The organism is Cryobacterium sp. N19 (assembly GCF_002929595.1).
Taxonomy (GTDB): domain Bacteria; phylum Actinomycetota; class Actinomycetes; order Actinomycetales; family Microbacteriaceae; genus Cryobacterium; species Cryobacterium flavum.
Genome location: NZ_PJJR01000044.1, coordinates 84900 through 101419, shown reverse-complemented (window position 1 = coordinate 101419; position 16520 = coordinate 84900). Strand labels below are relative to the sequence as shown.

21 protein-coding genes are annotated in these 16520 nt (G+C 64.4%); 7 read left to right on the top strand and 14 right to left on the bottom strand.

Annotation, left to right across the window (positions count from 1 at the left end):
- Positions 1-23: 23 nt before the first annotated feature.
- The 3 genes from CXY78_RS03810 to CXY78_RS03800 are packed head-to-tail and all read left to right on the top strand — an operon-like array spanning position 24 to position 1678.
- On the top strand, positions 24-374 hold the full coding sequence (locus CXY78_RS03810) for an ATP-dependent DNA ligase (protein WP_092340480.1): 351 nt from the start codon (positions 24-26) through the stop codon (positions 372-374).
- Positions 371-625, top strand: a complete 255-nt coding sequence (locus CXY78_RS03805; protein ID WP_092340481.1) for a hypothetical protein — start codon at positions 371-373, stop codon at positions 623-625. The genes CXY78_RS03810 and CXY78_RS03805 overlap by 4 nt, the downstream gene beginning before the upstream one ends.
- Positions 626-673: 48 nt before the next feature.
- Positions 674-1678, top strand: coding sequence for an o-succinylbenzoate synthase (locus tag CXY78_RS03800; RefSeq protein WP_104088157.1), 1005 nt, complete (start codon positions 674-676; stop codon positions 1676-1678).
- A gap of 83 nt (positions 1679-1761) precedes the next feature.
- On the opposite strand, the gene ccsB is transcribed toward CXY78_RS03800, so the two are convergent.
- From ccsB to CXY78_RS03750, 10 genes are all read right to left on the bottom strand, one after another.
- Complete coding sequence (ccsB, locus tag CXY78_RS03795; RefSeq protein ID WP_092340536.1) at positions 1762-2778, bottom strand: c-type cytochrome biogenesis protein CcsB; 1017 nt, start codon at positions 2776-2778, stop codon at positions 1762-1764.
- Positions 2779-2847: 69 nt separating this feature from the next.
- Positions 2848-4524, bottom strand: coding sequence for a cytochrome c biogenesis protein ResB (locus CXY78_RS03790; RefSeq protein WP_092340482.1), 1677 nt, complete (start codon positions 4522-4524; stop codon positions 2848-2850).
- The gene (locus CXY78_RS03785) at positions 4508-5269 is read right to left on the bottom strand and encodes a cytochrome c biogenesis CcdA family protein (RefSeq protein ID WP_092340483.1); all 762 of its coding nucleotides are present in this window, start codon (positions 5267-5269) and stop codon (positions 4508-4510) included. The genes CXY78_RS03790 and CXY78_RS03785 overlap by 17 nt, the downstream gene beginning before the upstream one ends.
- Positions 5266-5868, bottom strand: coding sequence for a TlpA disulfide reductase family protein (locus tag CXY78_RS03780; RefSeq protein WP_092340484.1), 603 nt, complete (start codon positions 5866-5868; stop codon positions 5266-5268). The genes CXY78_RS03785 and CXY78_RS03780 overlap by 4 nt, the downstream gene beginning before the upstream one ends.
- Positions 5865-6509: a histidine phosphatase family protein gene (locus tag CXY78_RS03775; protein ID WP_092340485.1), complete on the bottom strand. Its 645-nt coding sequence runs from the start codon at positions 6507-6509 to the stop codon at positions 5865-5867. The genes CXY78_RS03780 and CXY78_RS03775 overlap by 4 nt, the downstream gene beginning before the upstream one ends.
- A gap of 47 nt (positions 6510-6556) precedes the next feature.
- Positions 6557-7123, bottom strand: coding sequence for a hypothetical protein (locus CXY78_RS03770; protein ID WP_092340486.1), 567 nt, complete (start codon positions 7121-7123; stop codon positions 6557-6559).
- The gene (locus CXY78_RS03765; RefSeq protein ID WP_092340487.1) at positions 7120-7761 is read right to left on the bottom strand and encodes a hypothetical protein; all 642 of its coding nucleotides are present in this window, start codon (positions 7759-7761) and stop codon (positions 7120-7122) included. The genes CXY78_RS03770 and CXY78_RS03765 overlap by 4 nt, the downstream gene beginning before the upstream one ends.
- Positions 7754-8290, bottom strand: a complete 537-nt coding sequence (locus CXY78_RS03760; protein ID WP_104088155.1) for a hypothetical protein — start codon at positions 8288-8290, stop codon at positions 7754-7756. The genes CXY78_RS03765 and CXY78_RS03760 overlap by 8 nt, the downstream gene beginning before the upstream one ends.
- Positions 8284-9585, bottom strand: a complete 1302-nt coding sequence (locus tag CXY78_RS03755; RefSeq protein ID WP_104088154.1) for a hypothetical protein — start codon at positions 9583-9585, stop codon at positions 8284-8286. Before CXY78_RS03755 ends, CXY78_RS03760 begins: the two co-directional genes overlap by 7 nt.
- The gene (locus CXY78_RS03750) at positions 9582-9881 is read right to left on the bottom strand and encodes a hypothetical protein (RefSeq protein ID WP_104088152.1); all 300 of its coding nucleotides are present in this window, start codon (positions 9879-9881) and stop codon (positions 9582-9584) included. The genes CXY78_RS03755 and CXY78_RS03750 overlap by 4 nt, the downstream gene beginning before the upstream one ends.
- 78 nt (positions 9882-9959) lie before the next feature.
- Here CXY78_RS03750 and aspS point away from each other — a divergent pair, with 78 nt between their 5' ends.
- Positions 9960-11288: an aspartate--tRNA(Asn) ligase gene (gene aspS / locus CXY78_RS03745; protein WP_104088150.1), complete on the top strand. Its 1329-nt coding sequence runs from the start codon at positions 9960-9962 to the stop codon at positions 11286-11288.
- A gap of 133 nt (positions 11289-11421) precedes the next feature.
- On the opposite strand, the gene CXY78_RS03740 is transcribed toward aspS, so the two are convergent.
- From CXY78_RS03740 to CXY78_RS03725, 4 genes are all read right to left on the bottom strand, one after another.
- Positions 11422-11721, bottom strand: coding sequence for a Dabb family protein (locus CXY78_RS03740; protein WP_104088148.1), 300 nt, complete (start codon positions 11719-11721; stop codon positions 11422-11424).
- On the bottom strand, positions 11718-11987 hold the full coding sequence (locus CXY78_RS03735) for a glutaredoxin family protein (protein WP_092340493.1): 270 nt from the start codon (positions 11985-11987) through the stop codon (positions 11718-11720). The genes CXY78_RS03740 and CXY78_RS03735 overlap by 4 nt, the downstream gene beginning before the upstream one ends.
- Positions 11988-12130: 143 nt before the next feature.
- The gene (locus tag CXY78_RS03730; protein ID WP_003792170.1) at positions 12131-12229 is read right to left on the bottom strand and encodes a 30S ribosomal protein bS22; all 99 of its coding nucleotides are present in this window, start codon (positions 12227-12229) and stop codon (positions 12131-12133) included.
- 109 nt (positions 12230-12338) lie between these two features.
- Complete coding sequence (locus CXY78_RS03725; protein ID WP_092340494.1) at positions 12339-12806, bottom strand: helix-turn-helix transcriptional regulator; 468 nt, start codon at positions 12804-12806, stop codon at positions 12339-12341.
- 147 nt (positions 12807-12953) lie between these two features.
- Here CXY78_RS03725 and CXY78_RS03720 point away from each other — a divergent pair, with 147 nt between their 5' ends.
- The 3 genes from CXY78_RS03720 (at position 12954) to CXY78_RS03710 (ending at position 16507) form a co-directional block, all read left to right on the top strand.
- Complete coding sequence (locus tag CXY78_RS03720) at positions 12954-14342, top strand: TrkH family potassium uptake protein (RefSeq protein ID WP_369827237.1); 1389 nt, start codon at positions 12954-12956, stop codon at positions 14340-14342.
- Complete coding sequence (locus tag CXY78_RS03715) at positions 14335-15006, top strand: TrkA family potassium uptake protein (RefSeq protein ID WP_092340496.1); 672 nt, start codon at positions 14335-14337, stop codon at positions 15004-15006. The genes CXY78_RS03720 and CXY78_RS03715 overlap by 8 nt, the downstream gene beginning before the upstream one ends.
- Positions 15007-15121: 115 nt before the next feature.
- On the top strand, positions 15122-16507 hold the full coding sequence (locus CXY78_RS03710) for a cobalamin biosynthesis protein CobQ (RefSeq protein WP_167552431.1): 1386 nt from the start codon (positions 15122-15124) through the stop codon (positions 16505-16507).
- The last annotated feature ends 13 nt before the right edge of the window (positions 16508-16520 follow it).

Sequence of the window (16520 nt, the reverse complement as noted above, 5' to 3'; positions counted from 1 at the left end):
TTGCACGCGAGCAGGAGCGAGACATGGGAAAGCTGACCTACGACTCCACCCTCACCGCGGACTTCGACGATCGGGTACTGGCGCATATTCAGGTTGTCATCGGCGCAAAGCTGCGCCGTGGGGAATCGTTCTACTTCAGTTGGCGCGACGACCCGCAGGCTGGCGACGGCCGCAGCACGATCTGGCTGCACCCCGGCATCCCCATCGCCTACAAATACTTCGGCAGTCGCTCACCCACCCTGAACCGCGACTGGATCGAAGTACTCATGGCCACGGCCAATTCTTCCGCCGGATTGCAGATCGTTCCGGAACCCCGCTCTGGAGGCGCACAAACGTCGGCTGCACAATCGAGTTCAGTGAAGGACGAACCATGAACCGCATCGACATTGTCTATGGCGGCAAACCGTATTCGATCGGCGGCCGTTCCATTGAAGCAGTCCAGGTGGAGATCGACGGCGCCCTGGGCGCCGGGCTCCCGTACTGGTTGCGCGTGAACAGCGGTGAAGGCCGGTTCGAAGACGCCTATTTGCTTATCGCGCCCGGCATCGCCGTGGCGATGGTCAACGTCAAGCCGAACGGTGTCGATCACGATCACGACGGTGATGAGCTGCACGAACAGGATTAGCGCCCCGCTCTGGCCGTCTATCCAGCCGGAGGCTGACACACTGGAACCATGATGACCTTACTGGATGCCACGGTCCCCCCCCTGGAAGAGCTTCTCGGTTCCGCACACGTCGTCTCACTGAAACTGTTCGACCGGTTTCGCGGGTTGGACAGCCGGGAAGCACTGCTGTTAGAAGGCCCGGAAGGCTGGACCGAGTTCTCGCCATTCGTCGAGTATGACGATGCCGAGGCCGCCAACTGGTTGCGGGCCGCGATCGACTTCGGCTGGCAGGGCACTCCCCACGCGCTGCGCACGAGCATTCCGGTCAACGCCACCGTGCCCGCCGTTCCGGCCGAGAAGGTGGCCGAGGTACTCGCCCGTTTTCCCGGCTGCCGCACCGCGAAGGTCAAAGTCGCCAGCCCCGATCAGACCCTCGCGGACGACGTCGCCCGGGTAGCCGAGGTGCGCCGCGTGCTCGGCCCTGAGGGGCGCATCCGCATCGATGCGAACGGGCTGTGGAACGTCGACGAAGCCGAACACGCCATTCATGCGCTGAGCGCTTTCGACCTCGAGTACGTCGAGCAGCCCTGCATGACCGTGCCGGAGCTCGCCGATATCCGTCACCGCACGACCTATCTGAGCGTGCCGATCGCCGCCGACGAGAGCGTGCGCAAGAGCGGCGACCCGCTTGCCGTAGCCAGGGCCGGCGCCGCCGACATTCTGGTGATCAAGGCGCAGCCGCTCGGCGGCATCCGTGCAGCGCTGTCCATCATCGGCCAGACCGGACTGCCGGTCGTCGTCTCCAGCGCCCTCGACACGTCGATCGGACTGTCGATGGGCGCGCACCTGGCAGCATCCGTTCCGGGGCTTTACTTCGACTGCGGTCTCGGCACGGCGTCGTTGCTGGCCGAAGACGTTACGACCGAGCCGCTGCTGCCGGTCAATGGCGCCGTCCCGGTGCGCCGGGTCGTGCCTGATGCCGCGCTGCTGGCGCAGCACGCGGCCAGCCCCGAGCGCCGCGACTGGTGGCTAGCGCGCTTAGCGCGCACCCACGCGTTGATCGCCGCCGAGTAGCCCGGGATTCTTCCTGCGAAAGCGGAAAAACGTTGCTTCAGACCGACCGAAGCAACGTTTTTCCGCTTTCGCGTCGTTAACGGCTACAGGCCCGAATAGGCGTGCAGGCCCTTGAAGAACACGTTGACGATGCCGAAGTTGAACATGACGGCGGAGAAACCGATGATCGCCAGCCAGGCTGAGCGTGATCCGCGCCAGCCGCGGGTCGCGCGGGCGTGAATATAGCCGGCGTAGATGACCCAGATAATGAACGTCCACACCTCTTTGGTGTCCCAGCCCCAGTACCGACCCCAGGCCTTCTCGGCCCAGATCGAGCCGGCCATGAGGGTGAAGGTCCACAGGATGAAGCCGATGATGTTGATGCGGTAGGCCAGGTTCTCCAACGTTGCCGACGACGGCAGCGTGGCCAGAAAACGAAGGCGCAGAGCGGATGCGATCGGCCCGCGAGGCGCGGCCGCCCCCTCCAGTACGTGGTTCTCCCGCCGGGACTGCAACAGTTGCACGGCCGACAGGGCGAAGCCCAAGGCGAACATTCCGGTGCCGAGTGACGCCACGAAGACGTGGATCACGAGCCACGCTGACTGCAGAGCCGGCGGCAGCGGAGCGACCTCCACGTAGAACTGCAGGGCAGCGATGCCGAGCAGTACGAGCACGAGCCCGGTAACGAAGGTTCCGAGAAAACGCAGGTCGGAACGGACCAGCACGATCAGGAACACCGTCATGATGAGCAGGGTTCCGGTCATGGCGAACTCGTACATGTTCGCCCACGGCACCCGGTCAGCGGCGAAGCCTCGCATGATGGTGGCCGCGAGGTGCAACGCCCAAGCCAGCACGGTCAGGGCGACGCCCACGCGAAGGCTCGACGACCGGCCGTATGGCAGCGCGGCGTCATTGTCCATGCGGGCGCTGATCCGGCTCAGTACGGGCCGCTTCAGCGCCGGTCGCTCGAGGGTTCGGGTGCTGCCGACGGAGGCGGCGGAACCCGCTGATGAGGCGGCATCCGCTTCGATCGAATCGGCCTCTTCGATCGCACCGACGGCACTGGACCGGCGGGCCAGGTCGATCGCGAAGGCGATGAAGGCGAGGGCGTAGACGGCCATCGCCGAATACAGCGCGTAGAGCGAGTACGAATTGAGCAGTGCGGAGTCAGTCAGATTCACGATGTAAGCCTAAGTCGATTCGGGGGTGGTGGCGACGGTTTGGTGGGAGTTGAGCAGTTTCAGGTGCCGGTCGGCTACGGCCGTGACGGCGGCCTCGAGGGCCGGGTCGTCGCCGCGGGCGAGGCCGGCGTACTCGAGCTGCACGGTGCCGTCGGCGCGGGTCGTTGCCTTCACCCAGACTCGGCGGCGCGGCACGAGCAACCCGGTGAACAGGCCGAACAATACGAGCGTGGAGAAGGAGATGAGCCAGATCTGCGTCGGGTCGTAGTGGATATCGAAGCTGGCAAAGCGCGAAACCGACTTGGTGAAGTCACCGGCGGCCGACGCGGCCGGGTCATTGTCGACGAAGCTGACCGTGCCGAGGCCGTTCGGCAACTCGGCTGAGGCGCCCGGCTTGAGTTCGATCGATTCAACTCCGGTTTTGCCGCCGGTTTGCTGGGTCAGAGTGTCGGTGACGAGCGAATAGACGGATGTCGGCACACCGGCATCGAGACCGAGGTCGCCGGTGTACACGTTGAGGGTCAGCAGCGGATATTCGAGATCGGGGTAGCTGGAGAAGTTCGCTCCCGACGCCGCTTTGTCCTGGGTGGGATAGAAGAAGCCAATCATGCCGAGCTGTTCGGCCAGGCCGTCGGGAACCTTCACGATGCCCAGCGAGGTGAGGTTGGCGTCCTGCGGCAGGAACGGCACCGAATCGGAAAACACGACGGTGCCGTCGGGGGCCGTGACCTGAATGGTCGGTGCGTACCCGTTGCCGAGCAGGTAAATACTGGTGCCGTTGGTGCGCAGCGGTCCGTTGACCTTGACGACGCCGGGCTCTGGAGCCTCGCCCTTGGGGGTGACAGTGACGTCGGCGGTGAAGTCGATCGGCTGCCCGTAGGCCTGCAGGTTCTGCTGTTCGTAGGAGACCGAGAAGTCGTCGAGGCTCAGCGTGTACGGGTCGAGGGTGGTGTCATCGAAGAAGCGCCCAGGGTTGAAGGAGTCGTAGGCGAGCAGGGTGTTCACGAAGGTCTGGCCTTCAACCAGCACGCGCTGGCCGGCGAAGCCGTAGCCGCCACCGAAGCCGACGGTCACCAGAATGCCCACGAGCGCCGCGTGAAAAACGAGGTTGCCGGTTTCCCGTAGGTACCCACGCTCGGCCGAAACGGATGATTCGGTGTCGGAATCGAAGCGGGCGACGCGGTAGCCGCTGGATTTCAGGACCGTGCGGGCGTGGGTGATGGCGGTGGCGGCATCCGCTTGCGCCGGCGCGTCTCGTTCGGTGAAACCCGATAGTCGGGAGAGCCGGGCCGGCGTGGTCGGCGGCTTGGCGCGCAGGGCCTGAAAGTGGTGCTTGGTGCGCGGAATGACGCAGCCGATGAGCGAGATGAACAGCAGCAGGTAGATCGCCGAGAACCAGGCCGACGTGTAGACGTCGAAGGCCTGCAGCTTGTCAAGGTTCGGCGCGAGGTCGGGGTTGTCGGCGAAGTACTGGGTGACGCCGTTCGGGTCGGAGCTACGCTGCGGCACGAGCGACCCTGGAATGGCCGCGATGGCGAGCATCAGCAGCAGGAACAGCGCGGTGCGCATGCTCGTGAGCTGACGCCAGAACCAGCGCAACCAGCCGGTCAGGCCGAGTTTGGGCTGCACGACGCCGGGCCCCTGTGTCTGCGGGCGGGAATCGTAGTGGTCAGATGGCCGGGACAAAGTTGCCAATCACCCCTTGCAAATCGAGGAGCCAGGTGTTCCAGATGCCGCTCACCATGAGTACTCCGATGACGACGAGCAGAATCCCGCCGAACAGGTTGATGGCACGAATATGCCGTTTCAGGAATGCGACCGATCCGGTGGCCCAGTTGAGTCCGAGAGCGATCAATAGGAACGGAATTCCGAGGCCGAGAGAATAGAACAGCGCGAGCAGGCCGCCCTGCCAGGGCGATCCGGTGCCGAGGCTGAGCGAGTTGATGGCGGTGAGGGTGGGGCCGGTGCACGGCGTCCAGCCGACCGCGAAGACCGCGCCGAGCACCGGCGCTCCGGCCAGGCCCATCTTCGGGCGCCAGTTGGTCTTGATGGTGCGTTGCATGGCACCGAACTGCCCGACGAAGACCAGACCGAGCAAAATGACCACGACACCGGCAATGCGGGTGATCAGGTCGCGATAGGAGTTGAGCCAGAACCCGGCGGCACCGAACACGACTCCGGTGAGCACGAACACCACGGTGAAGCCGAGCACGAACAGGCCCACGCCGGCGAGCAGCCGGGTGCGGCCGCGCCGGTCACGCTTGGACGCGCCGGTACGTCCATCGGTGAAACCACCGATATAGGCGAGGTACCCGGGTACGAGCGGCAGAATGCACGGCGAGGCGAAGGACACCAGCCCGGCAAGCAGTGCGATGGGAATGGCGAAGAGCAGCTGACCGCTGAAGACGATCTCTCCGAAGGGATTGTTCACTCGGTCGTGCCAGTCTCCGCGATCGTGTCCCGAATCAGGGTTTCCAGAATGGACGGCGAGGTGACCTGGCCGAGAATGCGCGCAGCGACCCGGCCTTCGGCATCGAGCACGAGGGTGGTGGGTACCGCGTTGGGCGGGATACTGCCGCTGAAGGCGAGCTGCATGGCTCCGGTATCGACGTCGAGCACCGAGGGGTAGGTCACGCTGTAGGTGTCGTTGAAGGCGATGGCGTTCGGCGCCTGGTCGCGCACGTTGACGCCGAGAAAGCTTGCCCCGTCGTTTTCGAACTGGGCGTTCAGGCTTTGCAGGTCGGATGCCTCGGCGCGGCACGGCGCGCAGCTCGCGTACCAAAAGTTGACGACGAGAACTTCGCCGAGCTTGTCAGCACTCGTCACGGTCTCGCCCGTCTCGGTCACGCCGGAGAAGTTGATAGCGTCACCGCGATCGGCGAGGGCGATCTCGGTGACGCTGCCGTCGCCGGCGATGAAGCCCTTGCTCGAGCCCTCCCGGTACTGGTCGGCGAGCGGGTCAGAAGAGCAGCCGGCGAGGAGCAACGCGGCGGCCGCGAGTGCGATCAGTGGAAGGCTGCGGCGGTTCATACGGCACCCACATCGTTGCTCGGGTCGAGAAGGGCCAGTGCCGGGCTGGCGTAGGCGGTTTCGGCGAAGTGATCGCCGTGCCAGGAGAGGGTGGTGATGCTCGACAGGTCGCAGCGGCGTTGACGCGGGTCATGGGCGAGCCGCTCATGGGCGAGGGAGCGGTGCACCATCCAGATCGGCAGCTGGTGGCTGACCAGCACGACGTCGCCCTCGTCGACCGAGTTCCAGGCCTCGTCGATCGCCGCAAGCATCCGCTCGGAGACGGCGCGGAACGGTTCGCCCCAGCTCGGCTTCAGGGGGTTGATCAGGGCCGGCCAGTTGCGCGGGTCGCGGAGCGCGCCGCCCTGGCCGCGCATCCGCTTGCCTTCAAAGACGTTGGTCGGTTCAATGATGCGTTCGTCGGTGTCGATCGACAGCGAAAAAGCTGTCGCGACCGGGGCGGCCGATTCCTGCGCGCGCTGCAGCGGCGAGGCGATGACGCGCACGACCGCGCGGCCGCGTTCGACCAGTTCGTCGGCGGCGGTGGCCGCCATGAGCACGCCCAGCTCGGAGAGCCGGTAGTTCGGCAGCCGTCCGTAGAGCACGCGTTCGGGGTTATAAACCTCACCGTGACGCACGAGATGCACTTGACTGGCTACCACCCGACTAGTCTACGGAGGGACCAGCCTTGAAACCGCCGTGAGAGCGCTCAGGCGTCAAGAATGCTGATGCTCCGAGCGAGGTCATCCACGATCGGCAGCAACTCGGTCATCAGCGCAATGTTGAAATTGGCGGCGATCACCACCACGTCCAGGTCGTCACCCTTCCACGCATACTGCGCAATCGCGGCAATGTCATGATCGGGCTCCCCCACGTCGGCGTAGCGGATGGTGCGCACCCCGTCACCGAGCAGCTCCGACGAAAACGTGGTCGCCGTGACGGGGCTCGTCGCGGCGGGGTCGTGCACCGCCGCGAGGTCGTCGAGGGTCAGCTCGGCTGAGCTGGCGGGGTACAGCACGCTCACAAAGAAGACGTACTCCGCCGGGTTCGCCAGGTAGACAAAGCGCGACTCGGTTTCTGGGCAATCGTTCGCAATCGAGTGCAAGGATTCGTCGATCCAGCGCGCGGTGGCCGCATCGAGGGTGTGGGCATCCGTCAACAGTCCCGTGATTGTGCCGGCCCAGTCGTCGAGGTGCGCGAATTGGTTCCAGGGCCATTCCTCGGGAACGTAGAGCCAGAGGTCACGATCAAAGTCGACCCGAATGGTTGCTGTCATGCCCAAACCACCGATTCCATCATGACGTCGAAGAGCTCGGTGAGCGCTTCGACTATTGGTTCGAACTCCGCGATCGGCGCTCCGGAGACCGTGAGCGCTGACACCAGGAAGCTCCCCGGTGCGCCGGGGACCGGCCAGCTGTAGTGCACCGTACGCACGGCGGCCACTGTGAGGCGACCGTTTCCGTCCGGCGCACGCGGCAGATCAACAATTTCTCGCACGCAGCGCCCGGCTCTGGTGCGGGCGACCGTCGCGTTCGGTCCACTGGGCTGCATTCGTTCCGCCAAAAGGGCGACGGCAGTGTCTGACGGAGCGTCGGTGCGCACCTCGCTCATCACGATTCCTGCTGAAACTGGAACCAGCCACGGCATCGCCAGTGGAAACACGAGGTCAAGCCCACCGGCTCGGCGCGCTTCTGCCGCGATGGTGCGCAGGCCGGCCCCGAGTCGTTTCTTCTGCGGGCCGTACGTGTCAGTGGGCAGGCCGGCAAATTGTCGGTCGACCAGATTCGTAATGGCAGCATCCGCCGAGTCGCCTACCGGAATCAGAACCCAGCCCGGGGGAAGTACGAGTCGGTAGGCGCATCGAACACGCGGCGCCGATATTGCAGCTGGCTGCGGCGAAACGGATTCAGGCATCCGCCGACGCTGGCTTCCCTGCGCGGCGAGTGCGCACCGATGGGCCGTCACGCCAGGCCAGCGGAACGAGATGCACCCAGCCCAGGATGTCGCGTACGACGAAGAGCAGCCACGCCACGAGGTAGACAAACAACGCCAGCGTGCCTTCGTTATGGATGCCGGGAGCGCCGAAATAGGCGGTGCCCAACGGAATGGAGAACAGGAAGGCCACGAAGGCAAACCAGGCGAACGTGGCGCGCCCCGGTTTGGGAAACCGTTGCAGTGGCAGCGGGATGGTCCAAATAGAGAGGAACAGCATTCCGGCTGCCGGGATGAACAGCGTCCACGATTGGGGGTTGAACGCCGGATACTCGGCGCTCCAGCCGAAGAACCCGCCCTGTTCCTCGGTCGGCGTCGAGCCGGTCAGGAGCCCGAGCACCGCGATGACGAGCGCTGGCCCCATACAGACAATGACGAAAAACACCAGGGACCCGAAGAACACGCGGTCCGAGACACGGAGTGCCCGCTTCTGCCAACCCGGCTTCACCATGACGATCCCACTCTCCATGTTGCCTGGTCGTTGACCTGCTTGTACCAATCGTCGAGGGAGGCACCCGCGTTGAGGACGTTATCAATGGCGTCGGGCATAACGGGGTTGAGTACCTGCGCCGGGAGTCCGAGCTGATCGAGGGCCAAATTCGCCCCCTTGAGCAGGGAGGGGATGGCCAATTCCACGCGCTGAAACCCGATATTGACCTTGCCGAGACCAACGAGCAGATCATCGCCCGGGCCACCGGCACCAGCTCGGGCATTGTTCAATACCCGCGATGCCTTGGCGTTGGCTACTCCCTTGGTCGAAAATACTTCTCGATACCAGACCACCTTGTTCGCGGTACCGACCTTGCTCGGGAGCACCCCATTGAAGCTCGCGGTGACAGACCGCAGGGGGTTCTTGCTGGTCCCCAAACCGGTGAGATGGGCCACTCGCGTGGACTTCAAGGCGGCCATCGTTCCCTTGAGTGCAACGCCGGCGATGGCAGCGACACCCAGGCTCGCGAACGTGAGCGCGTCCAGGCCGAACTCGATCCAGGAGATTTGTCCGGTGCTGGCGAGCACGAGGCTCAGCAGGGCCGTTGCGCCGGCGATGGCCAGGGCAAACGGGATTAATAGCGGAAAGAACAGGCTGAGAATAGCCAGCCCGGCGGCGAGGTAACCCAGAATATTCTTGATGCTCGTCAGGACGGCAGCGTTTTCCGCGACCCACCCGCTGAAATTATCCCAGAGGGAGTCATTGAGGCCATCCTGATCGATAGCGGTAGCGATTCGCTCCGCAGCGACGGCCGCGGCAGTATCGCGCAGTGCAACCGCATCGTGATAGTTCTGCAGGGTGGCTGCGAGTTGAACGGTCAGATCGTCAACGACCGACTCGTGAGCGAGTGCGAGTCGCTGGGCATCGATCTGGTCTGCCGGGTCGGTTGCTTCGCTCGCCGCGTCGGAATAGTGGTCGGCCCAGGACTGAGCGGTCGCGGCTTCGCCCGCCGCGTAATCACGCGCATCGATCGCCTGCCGCGCCATTGTCTGGGCCGTTTCCAGGGAATCGGCGTAGGCGGAGAGAGACGAGCCCGCCGTTTCATAGCGGCCGTGCAGCTTTTCCAGCCGGCCGGCGACGTCGCCGGACAGCTCCACGAGTGCCGATACGGCCTCGCTCCGGCCCAGGTCATCAGAGGCAATGAGCCGGCGCAGTTCGGCGGCCGATTCGCGCACGGCATCCGCTGTCAGTGTGTACCTGGTCGCCGCTGAGCGCACGCTGGTCGGGTCGCCCGGGAGCGGATCGTAACCGCTCACGACGGAGGAGTTTCAGTCAACGCTCGAGCGAGTTCGGAATCCACCGATTCGAAGCCGTCCGCGATGGATTGCCCCATCGTATGCATCTGCGTGAGCTGCTCGGTCAGTTCGTTGCGACGGTCATCCCACTTCGAAGAGAAATCGTCGATCACGCTCGCCAAATGAGCATGGCCGACCATGGCGCCCAACTCCGCGCTGACTGCGCTGGCATCGCTGAGGCCGCGACGAACGGCGTCGAAATTCTCGGCGAGGCCGCGAACGGCCCCGGTATCGACCTCAAGTTTGCTCTGCGTCATGAACCGTCCCTCCCGAACCACACTCTACCGGGCGCTCCTCGGCGGGTCTCCGCGAGCGGCTCCGGCTAAGCTCGAACAGTGACTTCGCGCGTATTAATCAAGAACCTGTCCGCTCTCGACGACGGCCCCGTATCGGTGTCCGGCTGGGTCGATACCGTTCGAGACCAGAAAAAGGTGCAATTCGTCGTCCTCCGCGACGAATCCGGCGCCGTGCAGCTGGTCAATCCCCGTACAACGGATGCCGATGGCGTCGTCGTTGCCGACGAGCCGGCTACCAGCATCTCAGGGTTAGCCCAGGGCACCTTCGTCACCGTCACCGGGACGCTCAAGCACGACGAGCGGGTGAAGCTCGGCGGCATCGAGATCAAGTTGGCCACCCTCACCGTGGTGTCCGCCGCCATTCCCGAGACGCCGATCGCGGCCGACTCGAGCCTCGACAAGCGCATGGACTGGCGCTTCCTCGACCTGCGCAACCCGAAGCAGAACCTCATCTTCCGCATCCAGACCACGTTCGAGCACGCGCTGCGCACCTACTGGATCGAGCACGACTTCATCGAACTGCACACCCCCAAGCTCATGGCGAGTGCGAGCGAGTCCCGCGCCGAGCTGTTCGAGGTCGGCTACTTCGACACCAAGGCGTATCTGGCGCAGAGCCCACAGTTCTTCAAGCAGATGGCCCAGTCGGCCGGCTTCGGCAAGATCTTCGAGGTTGGCCCGGCGTTCCGCGCTGACCCCTCGTTCACCAGCCGCCACGCCACCGAGTTCACCAGCGTTGACTCGGAGATCAGCTGGATCGACAGCCACGACGACGTCATGCAACTGCACGAAGACCTCATGGTCGCCGGGTTCACCGCTGTCAAGGCCAAGCACGGCAACGAGGTGCTCGCCCTGTTCGACGTCGAGGTGACCGTTCCGAGCACCCCGTTCCCGCGCATCCCGCTGGCCGAGGCCAAGGAGATTGTGAAGAGCCGCGGCTACGAGGTTCCCCGCGACGACGACGACATGGACCCGGAGGGCGAGCGCCAGATCGCCGCCTACGTGGCTGAGAAGTATGGGCACGAGTTCGTCTTCCTCACCGACTACGCCTCGAGCATCCGTCCGTTCTATCACATGCGTCACGACGGAGACGCGTCGATCACCAAGAGCTACGACCTCATCTTCAACGGCACCGAGATCTCCACCGGCGCCCAGCGCGAGCACCGCATCGAGGTGCTCGAAGCGCAGGCGATCGAGAAGGGCCTCGACCCGAAGGAGATCGAGGGCTACCTCGACTTCTTCCGCTACGGCGTGCCGTCGCACGGCGGTTTCGGCATGGGCCTGGCCCGCGTGCTGATGCTCATGCTGCACCAGGCGAGCATTCGCGAAGTCACCTACCTGTTCCGCGGCCCGACCCGCCTCGAGCCGTAGTAACCCCGCCGGGCCGGTACGTAATGCCGGTAAAATTTGCGACACGCCGGTCCGAGCATCTGGCGTGTCGCAAATTTACCGGCCTAGCCTACGCCAGCGGATTCCCCCGCCCCGTCACAGAGATCGGCGCCGGCTAGACCTCGAGGTCCACGGCCAGGCGATCAGCCACGACGGTGCGAATGAACGCGCCGACCTTCTTGTGCTCCGGGTGCTTCTGGTAGCGGTCGAGGGCCTCGAGGTCGTCGAAGTCGGCGATAAGCGCGACGTCCCAGTTTTCGTCACCGGCAACATCCGGCCCAACCGTCAACGCCCGAATCTCGGGAACGATACCCACCAGCGCCTCCAGGCCGGCCACAATGCCTGCGGCATCATCGGCCTTCTTGCGGGGCGTGAGTGCGGTGAGCTTCCAGCAGACGATGTGGCGAATGGTCATGAGACCTCCAGTAGGGCGGTACGCAGGCGCACGGGATCGATACGCCAGTAGTTGTGCACTTTGCCGTTGATGAGGAGCACCGGGATGTCCTCGAGGTACAGCTCGTGCAGTTCGGCGTCATCGAGAATGGAACGTTCCTCGAACGTGATAGTGGGCGCGCCAGGGTCGCCAGCGAGCTTGGCGACGACACTGCCGACCAGGTCGCGTGCGTCGTCGCAGAGGTGACAACCGGGCTTGCCGATCAGGGTCAGGTGTGCGGTGGCCATCGTTCCAGCCTAGGGTGACTTGCACCTCGAGACGACGGGCACGGTGGCGCATCGACCAAGGAACGGTCGGAGACAGCAAAAAGCGCCAGTCCCGAGGGGCTAGCGCTTTGCTCGATGAGCAGTTAAAAAACTACGAAGTCGATCTACTTTTTATTACGACGCTGGTGGCGAGTCTTGCGAAGCAGCTTGCGGTGCTTCTTCTTCGCCATACGCTTGCGTCGCTTCTTAATTACAGAACCCACACGGACCTCACAAGTATTGGTTTAGTCGCGGGGCCCGCGACTGACACGAAAACACCATTCTACCGGACAAAACCCGCTCCAACTACTCAGGGGGCGGATCGGGCCTGATCTAGCCGTTTCTGCGCCACTTCTTCGCGGTGGCATCTTTGACGACGTGTGACATTTGCGAAGCGTCAGCGAAGGCCTTGCCGATCGCCGAAGCGAACGCACGCTGCTCTTCTTTCAGGCCAGCGTCGGCCTCGAGATCGGCGTTCTTGACGGCCTGGTCGAAGTCGACGCTGAGGAACGGAATCAGCCAGTCCTCGATCTCTTCGAGCGGTGAATACTCCAACCGGTAGAACCGGTGCTGCCCGTCTTCACGCACGGTGACCAGGCCTGCTTCGCGCAATACCTTGAGGTGTTTGGAGACGGTCGGCTGGCTCAGGCCGAGGTGCCCGACGATGTCGGACACGCTCAGCTCGCCGCGAACATCCCCGGAGGGACCGCGAATTTCGCCCGTGGGAACAGCGCGCTCCAAGAGGATGCGCAGGATGTCCCGCCTTGCCGAATCCGCCACCACGGTAAAGATGTCTGCCATAACTTCAGGGTAGTCATTACTGCTGGGTAATCACCACCGCTGCGTAGTACCATTTCAAACTGGCAATAGTCGCAGGTCAATCGGGGGTTCCAGGTGTTGTCTCGAACCGGAACTGAACCATTTTTTCCGCGCCCACTCTCCATTTTGGTGCGCCTCCGCGATGGCGTGGATGCGCTCGCCCACAAGTCGCCATCGCGCTTCGCCATTCTGGTGTTCACCGCGCTCATCCTGGTGTTCACGGTGTTGTTCTCGCTGCCGATCGCCTCGGCCGATCGCACGATCACGCCCCTGCACGACGCCCTGTTCACTGCGGTCTCTGTCATCTGCGTCACCGGCCTCACCACGGTCGACATGGCAACGCACTGGTCAGCGTTCGGCAACATTCTCGTGTTCGTCGGCGTCAACATCGGCGGCATCGGCGTTCTGACGCTCGCGTCCCTGATGGGACTGGTCATCTCGCGGCGGCTCGGATTGCGCGCCAAGCTAATGGCGGCCAGCGACTCCAACCCCTCCCGCATCCATGCCGGCCCGGTCAACGAGGGCCAGACCGTTCGGCTCGGCGAGGTCGGCAGCCTGCTGTTGACCGTCGCGATCAGCGCACTCGTCATCGAGGTCGGCGTTGCAGCGCTGCTCTTTCCCCGCATGCTGCTTGATGGCGTCGCGATCGGCGAAGCTCTGTGGCACAGCTTCTATTACGCCGCGATGGCGTTCACCAACACCGGGTTCAACCCGAACTCCGGTGGACTCGACCAGTTCGCCGGCGACTACTGGTTTCTCGGCGCGCTCATGATCGGTGTGTTCCTCGGCAGCCTCGGGTTTCCGGTGATCTACGCCTTTGCGCGCGGCTGGCGCAGGCCGCGCCGCTGGTCGGTGCACGTCAAGCTCACCCTGGTCACGACGATCGCCCTGATGATCCTCGGCATGATCTTCTACATCATTCTCGAGTTCGACAATCCGAAGACCTTCGGGTCGCTGAATGCCGGCGACACCATCTTTCAATCGTTGTTCATGTCGGTGATGACGCGCTCGGGCGGTTTCGCAACCATCGACATCAGCGACCTGCACGGGTCGAGCCTGCTGCTCAGCGACATGCTCATGTTCATCGGTGGCGGGTCGGCGTCGACCGCTGGCGGTATCAAGGTGACGACCCTGGCCATCCTCTTTCTCGCCGCCTTTGCCGAAGCACGCGGCAAGCAGGAGATGGAAGCGTTTGGCAAGCGCATTCCGAGCGACATTTTGCGCCTCTCGGTCAGCGTCGTGCTGTGGGGCGCGACCACCGTCGCCGTCGCCAGCATCCTGATTCTGCACATCTCGAAGCAACCCTTCGACATCGTGCTGTTCGACGTGATCAGCGCCTTCGCGACCTGCGGACTGTCCACCGGACTTACAGCGGACCTGCCGCCTGAGGGCGTCTACGTCATGGCGGCGACGATGTTCATGGGCCGGGTTGGTACAGTGACTCTCGCGGCAGCACTGGCCGCAAGCCACAGCAGGCAACTGTTCAAACGCCCGGAAGAGAGACCCATCGTTGGTTGATCGCATCAAACACGACGCCCCCGTGCTCATCATCGGGCTCGGACGGTTCGGCGCAGCCACGGCCGGCCAGCTCGACCGACTGGGCCGCGAAGTACTCGTCGTCGACACGAGCGAGGCGCTCGTATCCAAGTGGTCGGAGCGCGTCACTCATGCCGTTCAAGCGGATGGCCGTTCTCTCGAGGCCCTGCAACAAATCGGCGCGCAGGACTTCTCGATCGCGGTCTGCGCCGTCGGCTCATCGGTGGAAGCCAGCGTGCTCATCGTGGCCAACCTGGTGGACCTTAAGATCCAGCAGATCTGGGCCAAGGCCATCTCCAAGTCGCACGGCAAGATTCTTGAACGCATCGGCGCCAACCACGTCATCTACCCCGAGGCCGAGGCCGGCGAACGGGTCGCCCACCTGGTGTCGGGTCGCATGCTCGACTTCATCGAGTTCGACGACGATTTCGCCCTGGTGAAGATGTACCCGCCGAAGCCGATCCGCGGCCTCAACCTCATTGATTCCGGGGTGCGCCGCAAGTACAACGTGACCGTCGTCGGCGTCAAGAGCCCCGGAAAACCGTTTACCTACGCGACAGCGGAGACCGTTGTCTCCAACCACGACCTCATCATCGTGTCCGGGGCCGAGGCCGATATCGAGCGGTTCGCCGCGCTCGGTTCCTAGCTCTCCCCCTATTTGGGGGAGACGACCGGCTAGTCTCCTATTTACGGACATTTCTCGCAGCAGCTCACCCGAGGTTGCGCGCTGACGACGTGTGCGCGAACGGAAAGGCTCACCCATGTCACCCGACGTGCCCGCTCTTGCCAACACCCCGGCCGATATTGTCGCCGCAGTTCAGACCGACACGACGGGCGAGGTGACCATCGATGGTTCCCGCCGCCGCGTCACCGGCACCGATGAAGCCGGAGTTCGCGAGGAGATCATCGGCCTCGTGGTCGAGACTGCCCGGAGCCGCGGAAAGTCGGTTCTGCTGCAGGTCAGTGACGAGCAGGGAGACTGGCCGCTGACCGTGCATCCCAACGGGAGAGTCGAATCCGCCGGACCGGTCGTCGTGGTCGGCCGCCCGAAGCCGGCGAAAACTGCGCCCCTGCCCGTTGTGAGCGACATCGAGAAACCGACGCCGTTTGCCACGCTGCTGCAGCCGCCCGTCGCAGCGCCGGCGAGCGCGCTATTCGAGTCGCTGTTGGCGCCCCCAGCGGATGCCACGCCGCCATCACCCGCAGCGTCACCCGTTGCGCCCAACCTGGCCGACTTTCTCAGCTCCCGGCCACCGGCACCAGCCGGACCGGCCGAGCACGGCTGGCAGGGCGCCGTGCGCCGCCTCAGCGGCGGCCTGGTCTCACCCACGCCGAGTTCCACCGAGCGCAGGCAGCGCACCGCCATCGCGGCCGTGCAGCGCAGCCTGAACGGCCCGCGCACCATCGTGGTGCTCAACCCCAAAGGCGGAGCGCACAAGACCACGGCGACGCTTCTCATTGCGGCCACCTTCGGCATCTACCGTGGCGGCTACACGCTCGCCTGGGACAACAACGAAACCATGGGCACGCTCGGCGTTCGCGCCCAAGCGGCCAGACACACCAATACCGCCGTCGACCTGCTGCGCGACCTCGACCGGTTTGGCGATGCCCGTTCCCGGGTGGGCGACCTCGACAACTATGTGCGCTCGCAGGGCGACGCACAGTTCGACGCGCTCGCCTCCGACCTCGACCCGGCGGGTGCAGCGAGCATCGACGACGACGCTTTTCGCAAACTGCACACGACGCTGAGCCGTTTCTACCGGGTTCTCGTCATCGACACCGGCAACAACATGCGAGCCAGCAACTGGGAGGCGGCGGTCGATACCGCCGACCAGCTGGTGATCGTGTCGACCATTCGGGAGGACACCGGTTACGGTGCGGCGTCACTGATCGACGGCCTGCGACAGAAGGGCCACGCGGACAAGGTTGCCCAGGCGGTCACCGTGCTCGCCTCGCCGTCGAAAACCGCTGACGAGCAACTGTCGAAGCGTCTGCACGACCACTTTCGCCAACTCACCCGCACGGTCGTCGACGTGCCCTACGACGCCTCACTGGTCGGTGGCGGCCCGCTCAACATTGACGCCCTGGCACCGCGCACCCGTGCAGCGTGGCTGCAAGCGACGGCGGCCATCGCGGAAGGGCTGTAAGGCGCGCAGGGCT

What these genes read in the sequence shown, in the direction of transcription:
- CXY78_RS03770 (WP_092340486.1), bottom strand. Translation starts at nt 7,123, where the DNA reads ATGACAGCAACCATTCGGGTCGACTTTGATCGTGACCTCTGGCTCTAC.
- CXY78_RS03750 (WP_104088152.1), bottom strand. Translation starts at nt 9,881, where the DNA reads ATGACGCAGAGCAAACTTGAGGTCGATACCGGGGCCGTTCGCGGCCTC.
- CXY78_RS03780 (WP_092340484.1), bottom strand. Translation starts at nt 5,868, where the DNA reads ATGAACCGCCGCAGCCTTCCACTGATCGCACTCGCGGCCGCCGCGTTG.
- CXY78_RS03710 (WP_167552431.1), top strand. Translation starts at nt 15,122, where the DNA reads ATGTCACCCGACGTGCCCGCTCTTGCCAACACCCCGGCCGATATTGTC.
- CXY78_RS03765 (WP_092340487.1), bottom strand. Translation starts at nt 7,761, where the DNA reads ATGCCTGAATCCGTTTCGCCGCAGCCAGCTGCAATATCGGCGCCGCGT.
- CXY78_RS03740 (WP_104088148.1), bottom strand. Translation starts at nt 11,721, where the DNA reads ATGACCATTCGCCACATCGTCTGCTGGAAGCTCACCGCACTCACGCCC.
- CXY78_RS03760 (WP_104088155.1), bottom strand. Translation starts at nt 8,290, where the DNA reads ATGGTGAAGCCGGGTTGGCAGAAGCGGGCACTCCGTGTCTCGGACCGC.
- CXY78_RS03805 (WP_092340481.1), top strand. Translation starts at nt 371, where the DNA reads ATGAACCGCATCGACATTGTCTATGGCGGCAAACCGTATTCGATCGGC.
- CXY78_RS03810 (WP_092340480.1), top strand. Translation starts at nt 24, where the DNA reads ATGGGAAAGCTGACCTACGACTCCACCCTCACCGCGGACTTCGACGAT.
- CXY78_RS03725 (WP_092340494.1), bottom strand. Translation starts at nt 12,806, where the DNA reads ATGGCAGACATCTTTACCGTGGTGGCGGATTCGGCAAGGCGGGACATC.
- ccsB (WP_092340536.1), bottom strand. Translation starts at nt 2,778, where the DNA reads ATGGCCGTCTACGCCCTCGCCTTCATCGCCTTCGCGATCGACCTGGCC.
- CXY78_RS03735 (WP_092340493.1), bottom strand. Translation starts at nt 11,987, where the DNA reads ATGGCCACCGCACACCTGACCCTGATCGGCAAGCCCGGTTGTCACCTC.
- CXY78_RS03800 (WP_104088157.1), top strand. Translation starts at nt 674, where the DNA reads ATGATGACCTTACTGGATGCCACGGTCCCCCCCCTGGAAGAGCTTCTC.